Source organism: Laedolimicola sp., assembly GCF_051972735.1.
GTDB classification, from domain to species: Bacteria; Bacillota; Clostridia; order Lachnospirales; family Lachnospiraceae; genus Laedolimicola; species Laedolimicola intestinihominis.
Genome location: NZ_JBOKYU010000014.1, coordinates 1 through 15,301, shown reverse-complemented (window position 1 = coordinate 15,301; position 15,301 = coordinate 1). Strand labels below are relative to the sequence as shown.

The window sequence follows — 15,301 nt, the reverse complement described above, 5'->3', positions numbered from 1 at the left end:
CATACTAAAGACAGAAACGTGACATGCGTTTCTGTCTTTTTTGATCTTAGGCAGCGCGGCGAGGAGAGTGCAAAGATGATATGCAGAAAAACATACCGAAAATATCTTCTGGTTTTACTGGGAATAAGCCTGCTGGTACTTGGCGTATATGATTATTTCCGGGAACGGGCTCTGATACCAGACTCCTATACCCAGACGGAGGGCGGCGCAGGGCCGGAAACACCCGGTTTCCCGGTGGCGGCACAGATTCAGGAGAGTGTCACCAAAGCATCTTACGACAGTCGAAACGGAAGCAGTTACCGGATTTCCTATCGGTATCTGGGGGTGATTCCCCTGAAAGAAACGAACGTGCAGGTGACGCCAAAGACGACGGTAACGCCCGGCGGTATTCCCATCGGCATCTATATGGAGACCGATGGCGTCATGGTGATTGGAACCGGGAAAGTGACCGGACGCGACGGTTTGAATTATGAACCGGCCTTCCGGCTGGTGCAGGCCGGAGATTATATCCGTTCTGTGAACGGCGTGAAGATACGGGAAAAGGAAAAGCTGATAGAGAGTGTGGAAGAAAATGGAAGTGAGAAACTGGTTCTGGGAATCGAACGTTCCGGCCGGACTTTTGAAATCCGCCTGCAGGCCGCTGATACAGAAAATGGTTACAGGCTTGGCATCTGGGTACGGGACAATACCCAGGGGATCGGTACGCTGACATTTCTTACAGAAAATGGAAAATTTGGAGCTCTGGGACACGGTATCAATGATTCCGATACCGGGGAGCTTCTGAAGATCAGCGAAGGAAAGCTCTACGACACGACCGTGGCGGAAATCCACCGTGGAGAACCAGGTAATCCGGGGCAGGTAGCCGGGCTTATCCGTTATCGAAATAACCTGATCTGCGGACAGATTCAGGAAAATACAGAGGCTGGGATTTTCGGGGAAGGAACAGAGAGGCTGGGAGATAAGCTGGACGGGGAAGCAGTGGAGGTGGGATATAAACAGGAAATTACAGAGGGAGAGGCCTGGGTGCGTTCCGGGATCAACGGGGAAATGAGGGATTACCGCATTGCCATCGAGGAGGTGAAAAGGAACGCGTCGGACGTGAACAAGGGAATGATTTTACGGGTCACAGATCCGGAGCTTCTGGCTCTGACAGGCGGCATTATCCAGGGCATGAGCGGCAGTCCGATTATCCAAAATGGGAAACTGATTGGCGCGGTAACCCATGTATTTGTGAACGATCCGACAAAAGGATACGGCATCTTCGTGGAAGAAATGCTTTCCCATGTCAGTTAAAGAAAAAGCCTGTCGAAATCTGTCCCTGTCTGTCTGAAAATGCAGAACGATTGGAATTGCGGAAAAAGGAAATAAATGGTTATAATAGGTATATCACAAAACAAATCACAGACAGTACAGAAATGGGGGGAATCTTATGGAAAGGCTGACGATTGCAATTGCGGACGACAATGAAAGAATGTTGGAAATGTTGAATGCCCTGATACAGACGGAAAATGGGATGGAGCTGGTTGGCACGGCAGCAAATGGAGAAGACGCCGTGGAACTGATTCGGAAAAACACGCCGGACGTGGTGCTACTGGATTTAATTATGCCGAAGATGGATGGACTGGGCGTTATGGAAAAACTTAAGGAAGATAAGAGCCTGAAAAAGTTTCCGGCAATTATTGTACTTTCTGCAATCGGGCAGGAGAGCGTGACCGAGGATGCCTTTGCTTTGGGCGCAAGCTATTATATTATGAAACCGTTTAACAATGAAATGCTGCTGGGACGACTCAGAAGCTTTCTGAAACACGGCGAAAAGCTGAAACGCCCGGTCTGTTCCGGTGAGGCACAGGAGCCGGGGCGCCTGTACGGAGAGCACGATCTGGAGACCGATGTTACAAATATGATTCATGAAATCGGCGTGCCGGCCCATATCAAGGGTTACCAGTATCTGCGCGACGCGATTATTATGTCAGTCAGGGATATGGAAATGCTGAGCTCTGTGACGAAGGTACTGTATCCCACCATTGCCAAGCATTATCAGACCACGCCAAGCCGGGTAGAGCGCGCCATCCGACATGCCATCGAAGTGGCCTGGAGCCGCGGCAAAATGGATACCATCGACGAGCTGTTTGGCTATACGGTCAGCAACGGTAAGGGAAAGCCCACCAATTCAGAATTTATCGCCCTGATTTCCGATCGCATCCGTCTGGAAAATAAGCGAAAGGTCTCTTAAATGTAGAAATTGCACAAATTATACTTTTAAATGCATTTCGAATGCGTTATAATGGATATAAATAAAATCCAAAATGAGCTGGGAGGAAATGCAGTGAAAAAGATCTTATTTGTCGCTTCAGAAGCGGTTCCTTTTATTAAGACGGGAGGACTGGCAGACGTAGTAGGATCATTGCCGAAATATTTTGACAAAGAGCAGTACGATATCCGGGTAATGATTCCTAAGTATATGTGCATCCGTCAGGAGTGGAAGGATCAGATGAAGTATGTGACCCATTTCTATATGAATCTGGCATGGCGCAGTCAGTATGTAGGCATCCTGGAGATGGAATATGAGGGCGTGAAGTTTTACTTTATTGATAATGAATATTATTTCGCCGGACCGAAACCCTATGGCAACATCTATGAGGATATCGAAAAGTTCGCGTTCTTTTCCAAGGCCGCGATCTCTGCACTGCCGTCCCTGGATTTCCGTCCGGACATCATCCATTGTCATGACTGGCAGACCGGACTGGTTCCTGTATATTTGAATGACTCATTCCAGGACAACCCGTTCTTCCGGGGAATTAAGACTATTATGACCATACATAACCTGAAGTTCCAGGGAATCTGGGATATGAAGACGGTCAAGGACATCACCGGTCTGAATGCATCTTATTTTACGCCGGATAAGCTGGAAGCCTATGGCGACGCTAACTATCTGAAGGGAGGCATCGTATACGCGGATGCCGTGACCACCGTAAGCGATACCTATGCCGAGGAAATTAAGATGCCATATTATGGAGAACACCTGGACGGCCTGATGCGTGCCCGTGCCAACTCCCTGCGTGGCATTGTAAATGGTATCGATTATGACGAGTACAATCCGGAGAGCGACAAATATCTGGTTCATAATTATAACGCTGTAAACTTCCGTAAGGAGAAGGTGAAGAACAAGACCGCCCTGCAGCAGGAGTTGGGTCTTGATGTGGATCCGAAGAAAATGATGATCGGTATCGTATCCCGCCTGACAGACCAGAAGGGCTTTGATCTGATTGCCTATGTGATGGACGAGCTCTGTCAGGATGAGGTACAGTTTGTAGTTCTGGGAACCGGTGAGGAGCGTTATGAGAATATGTTCCGTCATTTCGCATGGAAGTACCAGGGCAAGGTTTCGGCAAATATTTTCTATTCCGAGGCCATGTCCCACAAGGTATACGGATCCTGCGACGCTTTCCTGATGCCGTCCCAGTTTGAGCCCTGCGGCTTGAGCCAGCTTATGAGCCTGCGCTATGGCACCGTGCCTATCGTCCGCGAGACCGGCGGCCTGAAGGATACGGTAGAGCCGTACAACGAGTACGAGAGCAAGGGAACCGGCTTCAGCTTCACCAATTACAACGCCCACGAGATGATGCACACTGTCCGCTACGCAGAGCATATCTACTATGATAAGAAGCGTGAGTGGAACAAGATTATTGACCGTGGCATGGCTGTGGACTTCTCCTGGAATAATTCTGCGAAGAAATATGAGGAGTTGTACAACTGGCTGGCAGATTAAAGCGGATAGATTAGGCTGAAAATTGCAAATTTGTCAAGGAAAAGGGCTTGTCAAAGCCCTTTTCTTATGTTATACTTTCAAAGTTAGTGAAAAAACACGCGGGCGGAACCGGGAAAGGTGCCTGGATTGCATATGAACCGGTATTTCACGGTGAAGAAACTCGCGGAAGAACAACCAAATGGAGGAAAGAAACATGAGTGTAATTTCTATGAAGCAGTTACTGGAAGCAGGTGTTCATTTCGGACATCAGACAAGACGCTGGAACCCCAAGATGGCTCCGTACATCTACACAGAGCGTAACGGCATCTACATCATCGACCTGCAGAAGTCTGTAGGAAAGGTTGATGAGGCTTACAAGGCAGTATTTGACATCGCGGCAGAGGGTGGAAACATCCTGTTCGTAGGAACCAAGAAGCAGGCTCAGGACGCTATCAAGGTTGAGGCAGAGCGTTGCGGTATGTTCTACGTAAATGAGCGTTGGCTCGGCGGTATGCTGACCAACTTCAAGACCATCCAGAGCAGAATCGCTCGTCTGAAGGCTATCGAGAAGATGTCTGAGGACGGAACCTTTGATGTACTGCCGAAGAAGGAAGTTATCGCACTGAAGAAAGAGTGGGAGAAGCTGGAGAAGAACCTTGGCGGTATCAAGGATATGAAGCGCATCCCGGACGCTATCTTCGTAGTAGACCCGAAGAAGGAAAGAATCTGCGTACAGGAAGCACATACACTGGGTATTCCGCTTATCGGAATCGCTGATACCAACTGTGATCCGGAAGAGCTGGATTATGTAATCCCGGGCAATGATGACGCTATCAGAGCCGTAAAGCTGATCGTTTCCAAGATGGCAGACGCTGTTGTTGAGGCTAACCAGGGCGCAGCTGAGGAAGCTGCAGAGGAAGCTGAGACTGAGGAGACCGCAGAGGCTTAAGTAAAAGTCGAAAGTGCAAGCGCGAAATTGCGCGAAAGCGTAATTTCTGTGCATCAGGAAGCGGCTACTGTGAGCGGAGCGAACAGTAAGTGACTTTATCCGCGTGTGCTTTACGGCACACGCGGCTTACACAAACGAATTTGGAGGGATTAGAAATGGCAATCACAGCAGGAATGGTAAAAGAGTTAAGAGAAATGACCGGCGCTGGCATGATGGACTGCAAGAAGGCCCTGACAGCTACCGAGGGAAATATGGACGCAGCTGTTGACTGGCTGAGAGAGAAAGGCCTTGCAAGCGCACAGAAGAAGGCTGGCCGTATCGCAGCAGAGGGTATTGTAGATACCTGCCTGATCAATGACGACCACAAGGCTGTTGTTGTAGAGGTAAATGCTGAGACTGACTTCGTTGCAAAGAACGAGAAATTCCAGTCCTACGTAGCAGACGTAGCAGCTCAGGCTGTTAAGACTGCTGCAAAAGATATTGATGAGTTCCTGGCAGAGAAGTGGGAGAAAGACCCGACTCTGACTGTAAAGGAGGCACTTGCTTCCCAGATCGCTGTTATCGGCGAGAACATGAACATCCGTCGTTTCGCTCAGGTTGAGGAGGAGAACGGTTTCGTAGCTTCCTACATCCATGCAGGCGGAAAGATCGGCGTTCTGGTAGACGTTGAGACAGACGTTATCAACGACGCTATCCGTGAGATGGCTAAGAACGTAGCTATGCAGGCTGCAGCTCTGAAGCCGCTGTACACCAGCGACGCTGAGGTAGAGCCGGAGTACATCGAAAAAGAAAAGGCTATCCTGATGGCTCAGATTCAGAACGATCCGAAGGAATCCCAGAAGCCGGAGAAGGTTATCCAGGGCATGATCCAGGGCCGTATCAATAAAGAGTTGAAAGAGATCTGCCTGCTTGACCAGGTATATGTAAAGGCTGAGGACGGAAAGCAGACTGTTGCGAAGTATGTAGCTCAGGTAGCAAAAGAGAACAACGCAAACATCACCATCAAGAAGTTCGTTCGTTTCGAGACCGGCGAGGGACTTGAGAAGAAGAACGAGGACTTTGCGGCAGAGGTTGCAAAGCAGATGGGAATGTAATTCTCAGGAAATTATTTATAATATTTGTAAACACATGCTATAAAGATCTGATAAGTGCGGCTTCGCGAAGTATCTAATGCACACACACACACAACTTTAAGAAGTCCGGATTTTACAGATTTGACTATCATATGGATACGATAAGGGCGCAGCGTCAGTTGCGCCCTTGTTTTACGCGGGCAACGAGTCAAAGTCCGCGCTTGCGCGAGAGCTGACCACAAAGTTTTCGGAATGAAACCTTGAAAAGAGAAAAGTAATACTGTACAAACCCCTTCATGTTGTTTTATAATGAGAAAAAATGTGAGGGGGTTTTTGTTATGGAAGCTTTATTTAGTGCAGTGAACGCAATCTGCGGTAAAATCCAGATTGTATCCAACTGGTTCTGGGATTTTCCGACAAACCTTGACTGGTACGCGTCCATTCCGATTCTGGGCAATTTCAGTCTGGCCATTATTTTATTAGTGGGAACCGGCATCTATTTCACCTTTAAGCTGCGTTTCGTACAGGTGCGCAAGTTTAAGTACGGACTTCAGGTGCTGATGAACAGCAAGAGTACAACCATGGGCATCTCTTCCCTGGGGGCGTTCCTGCTGTCCACGGCCATGCGTGTAGGCCCTGGCAATATCCTGGGCGTAACCGGAGCAATTTCTATCGGAGGACCGGGCGCGCTGTTCTGGATGTGGATTTCCGCGTTTTTTGGCATGGCGACCGCATTCGTGGAGTCTACCATGTCTCAGATTTTCAAGGAGAAGCGCGGCGACGCCTATGTGGGTGGTCTTCCCTTCTATGGACGTCGTCTTTTAAAGGACGCGGCCTGGGCGGGCGTAGCCTTGAGCGTGCTCTACATCATTTACGCGTTCCTCTGCTTCCCTGCGCAGGGCTTCAACACCATTTCCGCAGTGGGAGCCATCGCTGGTGTGGTGACAGGAACGACCTTTGCGACCAATTCTGCACTGTACTGGGTGTCCTTTGCAGTGCTGATCGTGGTGACCGCTATTATCAGCTTTGGCGGTATCAAGAAGGTGTCGAAGGTAACAGATGTATTGGTTCCGATTATGGCAGTGGTATACGTGCTGACTGTCGTAGTTCTGGTACTTTGCAACTTCACTCGGATTCCCTGGTTCTTCGCAGCTATTTTCACACAGGCTTTTAAACCGGCCGCAGTCTTTGGCGGAGCTTTTGGTATCGCTTTAAGCCAGGGCATTAAGAGAGGCCTGATGTCCAATGAGGCCGGCCAGGGAACCATTACCATGCCGGCAGCAGCGGCAGATACCGCTCATCCCTGCGATCAGGGCTGCGTACAGGCGCTGGGTGTATTCCTGGATACCATCGTTATCTGCACCCTGACCGGTTTTGTGGTTATTATGGGAAGAATGTGGCTGACCGGAGAGGCAGACGCCTGGTTTGAACTCGGCAAGCTGGAAAAATTCCTGGCATCCTGCGGCGCGCTGACCGGAAGCAGCGGAGCAGCTTACAGCTTTGTGACCCTGCTAGTAAGCCTTTGCTTCGGCCTGTTCGCCTTCACCTGTCTGATGGGCTTCATGTCCTTCACCGAGATGTGCGCGAACCGTATCTCCGCCAATAAGGCCTTTATCAATGTGATTCGCGTTCTGTGTCTGGTGGTTATCAGCTTTGGCGTCATTACCAACATTGCGGGCATGGATCTGGGTGCCCTCTGGGATCTGAGTGATTTCGCCAACATCCTGATGGTATACTGCAACCTGCCGCTTCAGTACATAGGCTTCAAATATGTGTTGCGGGCATGGCGTCATTTCGAGAAACACGACGGAACCCCGTTTACTTCAGAGGTAGCAGGTATCTCCGTTCCGGTGTGGGATGAAAAAGCTGGAAAATAAAAGAGACGGGGAACTTTTCCCCTTGTAAAGCGGGCCGCTTTGGTATATAATTTCCAGAGCGGCCTGTTTTACGGAAGTAAGAAATGAAAGGCCATTTCAGAAGAATAACGGGAGTGAAGAAGAATGAGTAAAGTAAGAACAAGATTTGCGCCGAGTCCTACCGGAAGAATGCATGTGGGTAACTTGAGAACGGCGCTGTACGCATATCTGATTGCCAAGCATGAGGACGGAGATTTCCTGCTCCGTATCGAGGATACCGACCAGGAGCGCTATGTGGAGGGCGCGGTCGATATCATTTACCGTACCATGAAGGAAGCGGGCCTGGAGCATGACGAGGGTCCGGACAAGGACGGAGGCGTGGGCCCCTATGTGCAGAGTGAGCGCCAGGCGGCAGGCATCTATATGGAGTACGCGAAAAAGCTGATTGAAAAAGGCGAGGCTTATTACTGCTTCTGCGACAAGGAGCGCCTGGAGTCCCTGAAGACCGAAGTGGCGGGTAAGGAGATTGTTGTATATGATAAGCACTGTCTACATCTGTCTAAGGAAGAGGTAGAAGCGAAGCTGGCAGCGGGCGTACCCTTTGTTATCCGCCAGAATAATCCGACCACCGGAACCACCACCTTCCATGACGATATTTATGGCGATATCACTGTAGACAATGCGGAGCTGGACGACATGATCCTGATCAAGTCCGACGGATATCCGACTTACAACTTCGCGAATGTGGTAGACGACCATCTGATGGGAATCACCCACGTAGTCCGTGGAAATGAGTATCTGTCCTCTTCTCCGAAATACAACCGCCTCTATGAGGCGTTTGGCTGGGAAGTGCCGGTCTATGTACATTGCCCGCTGATTACCGACGAGGAGCATAAGAAGCTGTCCAAGCGCTGCGGCCATTCTTCCTTCGAGGATCTGCTGGAGCAGGGCTTTCTGCCGGAGGCGATTATCAATTTCGTAGCGCTGCTGGGCTGGAGTCCGGATGAGGATCGGGAGATTTATTCTCTGGATGAGTTGATTAAGGCTTTTGATTATCACCACATCAGCAAGGCACCGTCCGTATTCGATTACACCAAGCTGAAATGGATGAACGGTGAGTACATCAAGGCTATGGACTTTGATAAGTTTTATGAGATGGCATTGCCGCATCTGAAGAAGGTCATTACCAAGGATTATGATCTGAAGAAGATCGCTGCTATGGTAAAGACCCGTATCGAGGTGTTCCCGGAGATCGAGGATATGGTAGACTTCTTCGAGGCAGTTCCCGAGTACGACACCGCGATTTATGCGCATAAAAAGATGAAGACAAGCGCCTCGTCTTCTCTGGAGGTTTTAAAAGAGCTGCTTCCGATCCTGGAGGAGCAGGAGGACTACAGCAACGACGGACTGTATACACGTCTTCTGAAATATGTGGAGGAGAAGGGCTGTAAGAACGGCTATGTGCTCTGGCCCATCCGAATCGCCGTATCCGGCAGGCAGATGACGCCCTGCGGAGCCACCGAGCTCATGGAGGTCATCGGCAAGGAGGAGACTCTGAAGCGTGTGCGCGCAGCGATTGCAAAGCTGGAGGCATAAAATTTGAATTCTTTATCTGAAGTACAGCAGAAGGCCGTCACCCACCGTGACGGCCCCATGCTGGTTCTGGCGGGACCCGGTTCCGGTAAGACGATGGTACTTACGAGACGGGTTCAGTATCTGACGGAAATCTGTCACATTCCACCCGGAGAGATTCTGGTGATTACTTTTACAAAAGCGGCGGCAAGGGAAATGAAGGAGCGGTATCTGCGGCTGACGAACAGCGCGAATACGGCTGTTTCTTTTGGTACCTTTCATGCGGTCTTTTTCCAGATCCTGAAGCTGGCCTATGGCTATCGTGCCGACAATATTCTCCGGGAGACCGAAAAATACCAGTTTCTGCGGGAGGCAGTCTATAAGCAGAAGCTGGAGCCGGATGACGAATCAGAGCTCATCGGCAGTATCGCGGCGGAAATCAGCAAGGTGAAAAATGATCGGGTGAACCTGCAGGAATATAAGGCCACATCCTGCAATACCAAAAGCTTTACCGCCATTTTTAACGAATACGATAACCGCCTGCGCCGCAGCAATAAAATCGATTTCGACGATATGCTGGTCTACTGCTACCAGCTTTTGAAGGAACGGAAGGACATTCTCGGGGCCTGGCAACGGAAATTCCGGTATATCCTGGTGGATGAATTTCAGGATATCAATCAGCTGCAGTACGACATTGTGCGGATGCTGGCGGCGCCGGAGGATAACCTGTTCATCGTAGGCGACGACGACCAGTCCATCTACCGTTTCCGCGGCGCGAAGCCGGAGATTATGCTGCACTTCAAACAGGATTATCCGGCGGCGAAACAGGTGCTTCTGGATACGAACTACCGCTGTACGCGCCTGATTGTGGAAGGAGCCTGCAAGGTTATCGAGAATAATAAGCAGCGTTTTGCCAAGAAAATTCAGGCGAACAAGCAGGAAGGACCGCCGATTCTGCACCATAAGTTTCGGGATCAGGATGAGGAGTACGAGTGCGTCGTTGATAAGATTAAGACCTACCGGGAAAAAGGAGGTTCTTATCGGGATATCGCGATTCTGTTCCGGACCAATACCCAGCCCCGGAAGCTGGTGGAAGAACTGATTTCCGAGGGAATTCCGTTCCGGATGCGGGACGCACTGCCGAACCTCTATGATCACTGGATTGTGAAGGATATTTTTGCTTATCTTCACATGGCCCGGGACATGAAAAAGAGTCTGGTGAAGCGCGAGGACTTTTTGCAGGTCATGAACCGCCCGAAGCGCTACCTGGGGCGGGAATGTCTGGACAGCGAAGTGATTTCTTGGGAGGAGCTGCTTACCTGGTATGACGATAAGCCCTGGGTCTGCAAGCGGATCGAAAAGCTGGAGAAGGATTTGAAGATGTGCGGACATTTAAGTCCTTCCGGGGCCCTACACTATATCCGAAATATCATCGGCTATGAGGAGTATCTGAAGGAATATGCCGATTACAAAGGAAGAAAGCCGGAGGATTTCTTTGGAATTCTCGACGAATTAAAGGAGCTGGCTTCCGGTTTTAAAACTCTGGAGGAGTGGGAAAACCATATCGCATCCATCCGGGCAGAGCTTCTGAAGCAGGCGAAGGAGCGGGAAGCGAGCAGCGATGGCGTGATATTGTCCACCATGCACAGTAGTAAGGGCCTGGAATACCGCATCGTATTCATCATCGACGCCAATGAGGGAATTACGCCCCACAAGCGGGGGCTTTTCGAGGAAGATATGGAAGAAGAACGGCGGCTGTTCTATGTGGCCATGACCCGGGCAAAGGAGCTGTTGTATATTTTTTCGGTGAGAAAGCTGTATGGAAAGAAAGCAGAACAATCACGTTTCGTAGAAGAGCTTTTAGAAGAGTAGGCGAACGAAAGAAGAGCCGAGAGGCATATATTCTCGGCTCTTTTTTCTGTGTTTTGAAAAGTGGAAATGTCTATCTGCCTGTCTATTGATTTGAGTGAAATAGATAAGCTTTAGTTGGTTTCGTCGAAATCAACATCCTCGCCGTCAGCCTCAACTAACTCATCGTACTCGGCTGCGTCCAGCATCTGATCGAACATGTCAGCCACTGCGTCGTACTCCTCATCGGACTCGATATTGTCCAGAACCGGGCTTCCGGTGCTGTTGTCGTAACGGTACAGATATACCTCGCCGTCCTCGTTCTCGCCGTTCTCATCCAGAGGAAGCAGGGCGATGTAGTCACGTCCGTCCACCGGGAAGATGGTGAGGATGGCGCATTCTACGGTTTCGTCATTGTCCAGGGTCAGGGTTACGGTGATGTCTCCGTTACAGGTATCGCAGTTGCCGCCGCAATCCGGTGTGCTGCATTTATTGTCTGCCATTTGATTGTTCTCCTTTTTATTTGGTAAATGTGTGTTACTGATAATACTCTATCAGACCTGAGAACGAAAAGCAAGAAAAGAATTGAATTAGCAGGAAGTTTGTATTAAAATAAGAAAGATTGAGCGCTGGCCGAATGGACAGAGACTTTCCAGAATATGAGAGAAACGCGCCAGGATACGCGGCGCAGCAGAGAGGACTTAAGACGATGAATTTTATATTTTCAAAACGGGCAGAGGCGATAGAGGAAGGTATCTTCGCAGCCCTGGCCCATAAAAAGAACGAACTGGCAGAGAAAGGTATGGAGGTCTATAATTTCTCCATCGGTACGCCGGATTTTCAGCCGCCGAAGCATGTGATGGACGCCATGGTGGAGGCCTGCAAGGATCCGGAAAATTATAAATACGCCATTACGGACAGGCCGGAGCTTATCAAAGCCATGCAGGATTTCTATCAGACCCGGTTTGGCGTGAGCCTGGAGGCAGATGAGATTATGACATTGTACGGCTCCCAGGAGGGTATGGCTCATGTGGCTGTGGCCCTGTGCGATCCGGGCGATATCATGCTGGCCCCGAATCCGGGTTATCCGGTATTTTCCCTGGGACCGCAGCTGGCGGGTGCGAAGATCGAGACTTATCCGCTCTATGCGGAAAATAATTTCCTGCCGAGATTCGAGGATATTCCGGCGGAGACTGCGCGGGTGGCGAAGTTTATGATTGTATCTTACCCGTCCAATCCGGTCTGCTCTGTGGCGGATGACGCTTTTTATGAAGAGCTGATTGCGTTCGCGAAAAAGTACAACATTATCATTCTGCATGATAATGCTTATTCCGATATCATTTACGATGGAAGGGAAGGAAAGTCCTTTCTGTCCTATCCGGGCGCGAAGGAGGTGGGCATCGAGTTTTACTCCCTGTCCAAGAGCTACAATATGACCGGCATGCGCATGTCCTTCGCGGTAGGTAATCGTGAGATTATTCGGGAATTTTCCAAAGTACGCTCCCAGATCGACTACGGTATCTTCCTGCCGATTCAGATGGCGGCGGTGGCAGCCCTGACCGGTCCTCAGGATTCCGTAAAGGAGCAGTGCGCCGAGTATGAGCGGAGAAATAAGGCTCTCTGCGGAGGTCTTCGCTCCATCGGATGGAACGTGCCGGACAGCCAGGGTACTATGTTTGTGTGGGCTCCCCTGCCGGAGGGCTATACGGACAGCGCAGCTTTTACGATGGAATTGATGGAGAAGACCGGCATGATTGTGACCCCGGGCAGCGCCTTTGGCGATTTGGGCGAGGGCTATGTGCGGATGGCGCTGGTGCATCCGGTTCCGGTGATTGAGAAGGCGATTGCAAGGGTGCAGGAAAGCGGTATTTTGAAAAAATAAGGCGGCTGTGTTACCATTAAAATGCAGAACAAAACGGAAGGGACGGGTGCTACACCGTGGGTTTTGTAGAAGACATTACGGATTTTATCTTTGTGGAAAGTGAGCCGGAGCGGGCCGATATCATTTTCATCCCTGGTGGCGATCAGGGCGGTATTGCGGTGACGGCGGCGAAATTGTATCTGGATGGCTATGCGCCCTGCGTGCTTCCTTCGGGCCGCTTCAGCAAGCCGGTGGGACGATGCCGGATTCCCGGCTATGAGGCGCAGACAGAATGGGATTTCCTGCATGATATTCTGATGCGGGAGGGTGTTCCGGAGACGGCCATTCTGAAAGAGAAAGAGGCGACTTATACCTATGAAAACGCCATTTACTCCCGGAAGGTGACGGAAAGCCTTGGTCTCTCCATCAAGAAGGCAATTCTCTGTCCTCAGGCCTGTCATGCACGCCGGGCTCTGCTGTATTATAAAGTATGCTTCCCGGAAACCGAGTTCCTGGTCTGCCCGACAGTGACCCGGGAGATCAGTCGGGACAATTGGTTCCTGGACGGGCAGAAGATTGATGTGGTATTGAAAGAAATGGAAAAATGTGGAAGCCAATTCCATGAGATTTTAAGAAAATTTGGAAAGCAGGAGGAAGGAAAACGATGAGCGTGGATATCAATGAAGTGATGCAGCTGGTCCGTGAGACCAGACAGTTTGTGGAAAACCGGGATATGGCGGGCCATGTGAAGGTAAAGGGCCTGGCGGATTATGTGACCCAGGTGGATACCAACATCCAGAATTTCCTGCGGGAGAAGCTGGGCGAGCTTGCGCCGGAGGTCGAATTCCTTGGTGAGGAGGATGGGCTTCACGCTATGAAGGGCGACACCTTCTGGATTCTGGACCCAATCGACGGTACGACGAATCTGGTGCATGATTATCAGCACAGCACGGTGTCGCTGGGACTTTACAGCAAGGGTGAAATTATCCTGGGCGTCATTTATGATCCCTTCCGGGAGGAGATGTTCTATGCCGAGAAGGGCAAGGGCAGCTTCGTCAATGGCCGTCCTATTCATGTGGCTGAGGCAGAGAATCTGGGACAGACCATCATCGCCATCGGAACCGCGCCCTATCAGAAGGAGTTGGCGCCTCGGAATTTTGCCTGCTTCCAGCGAGTGTTTGAAAAATGCGAGGATATCCGGCGGACAGGATCGGCGGCCATGGATCTGGCTTACACGGCGGCCGGACGTATCGGCGGTTACTTTGAGGCAAGACTGCAGCCCTGGGATTTCGCGGCGGGAATGCTGATTCTCACCGAGGCGGGCGGCAAAATTACCCGCTACGACGGCTCAGAAGTAAATCCGGTGGAACCGGGCGGCATCGTGGCGACCAACGGGAAGCTGCATGAGGAGCTGCGGGCGCTGCTGTAAATGGATGATAAGACAGATATACATCAAAAAAATTTCATGCCGATAGTGCGGAATGTGTATCTGTAGAGTATTCTTAAAAACATAAGATATAAAAACAAAAATAAAGAAAACGGATAGCACTGTGGAAGATGAAGTGACCTTCAAAGTTGGAAATCTAACAATTGGAGGTCGGTACAACCAGAGCGCTGTCCGTTTTCTTATACATTATTTTAAGGTTTGGTTTATTCCGGATACACCAGTCGATCCTCTTTGATATCATAGAGCACATTTTCCAGATACCGCTTTGCCAGATACTTCGCCATGGGCAGATTCATATCCAGGTAGTTGCCACAGTCACGGGCGCTTGCTCCGGGCACGTCGCCCTCGAAATCCCGGATGAACTCCCACATTTCAATCATCAGCGGAACGATATCCCTGGACTCATAATCGCCGGTCAGCAGCAGATAAAAACCGGTGCGGCAGCCCATGGGGCCGAAGTAGACCGTTTTGGAGCCGTAGTCCTTATGGTTGCGTAAGAAGGTGGCTGCCAGATGCTCAATGGTGTGCATCTCAGCGGTGTTCATAACCGGCTCCTCGTTGGGGCTGGTGAGGCGCAGATCAAAGGTAGTGACGACCGTGCCGCCCACCGGATCCTTGCGGGATACGTAGACGCCGGGCTGAAGCAGCAGGTGATTGATGGTGAAACTTGTGATTTTTTTCATAATATTATAAATTCCTTTCGTAATGTTGTGAAATTTGTGATATAATGATAATAAATCTTACATTTTCATCGCAGATAAGTTATCGCAGACAGGATTCCAAACAAAATGCGAGTCTGAACCATGGAATAAAAATCTGCAACGAGAGTATACCACAAAAATCCTGAAAAGAAAAGAGATGCATGCCTTGAAGAAGAAAAGAGAACGAGACTGGCTGCCGGTTACCGTCCTGCTTTCGACGGTTCTGCTGCTGGTGCTGTGTCTGGT

General features: G+C 50.2%; 13 protein-coding genes. 11 read left to right on the top strand and 2 right to left on the bottom strand.

Annotation, left to right across the window (positions count from 1 at the left end; genetic code table 11):
* Positions 1–75 precede the first annotated feature (75 nt).
* From spoIVB to ACTRC3_RS05170, 8 genes are all read left to right on the top strand, one after another.
* On the top strand, positions 76–1,293 hold the full coding sequence (gene spoIVB, locus ACTRC3_RS05205; RefSeq protein WP_440322059.1) for a SpoIVB peptidase: 1,218 nt from the start codon (positions 76–78) through the stop codon (positions 1,291–1,293).
* A gap of 136 nt (positions 1,294–1,429) precedes the next feature.
* The gene (spo0A, locus tag ACTRC3_RS05200; RefSeq protein WP_178039674.1) at positions 1,430–2,233 is read left to right on the top strand and encodes a sporulation transcription factor Spo0A; all 804 of its coding nucleotides are present in this window, start codon (positions 1,430–1,432) and stop codon (positions 2,231–2,233) included.
* Between the two features lie 93 nt (positions 2,234–2,326).
* Positions 2,327–3,769 (top strand): glycogen synthase GlgA, encoded by a 1,443-nt coding sequence (glgA, locus tag ACTRC3_RS05195; protein WP_440322057.1) that lies wholly within the window; start codon positions 2,327–2,329, stop codon positions 3,767–3,769.
* Between the two features lie 193 nt (positions 3,770–3,962).
* Positions 3,963–4,697, top strand: a complete 735-nt coding sequence (rpsB, locus tag ACTRC3_RS05190) for a 30S ribosomal protein S2 (RefSeq protein WP_440322055.1) — start codon at positions 3,963–3,965, stop codon at positions 4,695–4,697.
* Between the two features lie 155 nt (positions 4,698–4,852).
* Positions 4,853–5,791, top strand: coding sequence for a translation elongation factor Ts (tsf, locus tag ACTRC3_RS05185; RefSeq protein ID WP_349164660.1), 939 nt, complete (start codon positions 4,853–4,855; stop codon positions 5,789–5,791).
* A 317-nt stretch (positions 5,792–6,108) separates the two neighbouring features.
* Positions 6,109–7,647 (top strand): alanine/glycine:cation symporter family protein, encoded by a 1,539-nt coding sequence (locus ACTRC3_RS05180; protein WP_440322054.1) that lies wholly within the window; start codon positions 6,109–6,111, stop codon positions 7,645–7,647.
* 123 nt (positions 7,648–7,770) lie between these two features.
* On the top strand, positions 7,771–9,222 hold the full coding sequence (gltX, locus tag ACTRC3_RS05175; RefSeq protein ID WP_178039679.1) for a glutamate--tRNA ligase: 1,452 nt from the start codon (positions 7,771–7,773) through the stop codon (positions 9,220–9,222).
* A 3-nt stretch (positions 9,223–9,225) separates the two neighbouring features.
* Entirely contained in the window at positions 9,226–11,070 is a 1,845-nt protein-coding gene (locus tag ACTRC3_RS05170) for an ATP-dependent helicase (RefSeq protein WP_440322052.1), read from the top strand.
* A gap of 110 nt (positions 11,071–11,180) precedes the next feature.
* On the opposite strand, the gene ACTRC3_RS05165 is transcribed toward ACTRC3_RS05170, so the two are convergent.
* Positions 11,181–11,549 carry a DUF1292 domain-containing protein gene (locus ACTRC3_RS05165; protein WP_349164657.1) on the bottom strand — a complete coding sequence of 123 codons (369 nt, stop codon included), beginning with the start codon at positions 11,547–11,549 and terminating at the stop codon, positions 11,181–11,183.
* A gap of 206 nt (positions 11,550–11,755) precedes the next feature.
* On the opposite strand from ACTRC3_RS05165, the gene ACTRC3_RS05160 reads away from it, so the two are divergent.
* From ACTRC3_RS05160 to ACTRC3_RS05150, 3 genes are read left to right on the top strand one after another with little or no spacing between them, the layout of a single operon-like run.
* Complete coding sequence (locus ACTRC3_RS05160; protein ID WP_440322050.1) at positions 11,756–12,928, top strand: aminotransferase class I/II-fold pyridoxal phosphate-dependent enzyme; 1,173 nt, start codon at positions 11,756–11,758, stop codon at positions 12,926–12,928.
* 56 nt (positions 12,929–12,984) lie between these two features.
* Positions 12,985–13,575, top strand: coding sequence for a YdcF family protein (locus tag ACTRC3_RS05155; protein WP_440322048.1), 591 nt, complete (start codon positions 12,985–12,987; stop codon positions 13,573–13,575).
* Positions 13,576–13,577: 2 nt separating this feature from the next.
* Entirely contained in the window at positions 13,578–14,336 is a 759-nt protein-coding gene (locus ACTRC3_RS05150; RefSeq protein ID WP_440322091.1) for an inositol monophosphatase family protein, read from the top strand.
* Positions 14,337–14,557: 221 nt separating this feature from the next.
* Here the strand turns inward: ACTRC3_RS05150 and ACTRC3_RS05145 are convergent, their stop codons facing one another.
* Positions 14,558–15,037, bottom strand: coding sequence for an S-ribosylhomocysteine lyase (locus ACTRC3_RS05145; protein ID WP_178039683.1), 480 nt, complete (start codon positions 15,035–15,037; stop codon positions 14,558–14,560).
* Positions 15,038–15,301: the final 264 nt, after the last annotated feature.

Excerpts from the sequence above, each read along its gene's own strand:
- spoIVB (WP_440322059.1), top strand. The coding sequence starts at position 76 with ATGATATGCAGAAAAACATACCGAAAATATCTTCTGGTTTTACTGGGA.
- spo0A (WP_178039674.1), top strand. The coding sequence starts at position 1,430 with ATGGAAAGGCTGACGATTGCAATTGCGGACGACAATGAAAGAATGTTG.
- rpsB (WP_440322055.1), top strand. The coding sequence starts at position 3,963 with ATGAGTGTAATTTCTATGAAGCAGTTACTGGAAGCAGGTGTTCATTTC.
- tsf (WP_349164660.1), top strand. The coding sequence starts at position 4,853 with ATGGCAATCACAGCAGGAATGGTAAAAGAGTTAAGAGAAATGACCGGC.
- ACTRC3_RS05180 (WP_440322054.1), top strand. The coding sequence starts at position 6,109 with ATGGAAGCTTTATTTAGTGCAGTGAACGCAATCTGCGGTAAAATCCAG.
- gltX (WP_178039679.1), top strand. The coding sequence starts at position 7,771 with ATGAGTAAAGTAAGAACAAGATTTGCGCCGAGTCCTACCGGAAGAATG.
- ACTRC3_RS05165 (WP_349164657.1), bottom strand. The coding sequence starts at position 11,549 with ATGGCAGACAATAAATGCAGCACACCGGATTGCGGCGGCAACTGCGAT.
- ACTRC3_RS05160 (WP_440322050.1), top strand. The coding sequence starts at position 11,756 with ATGAATTTTATATTTTCAAAACGGGCAGAGGCGATAGAGGAAGGTATC.
- ACTRC3_RS05145 (WP_178039683.1), bottom strand. The coding sequence starts at position 15,037 with ATGAAAAAAATCACAAGTTTCACCATCAATCACCTGCTGCTTCAGCCC.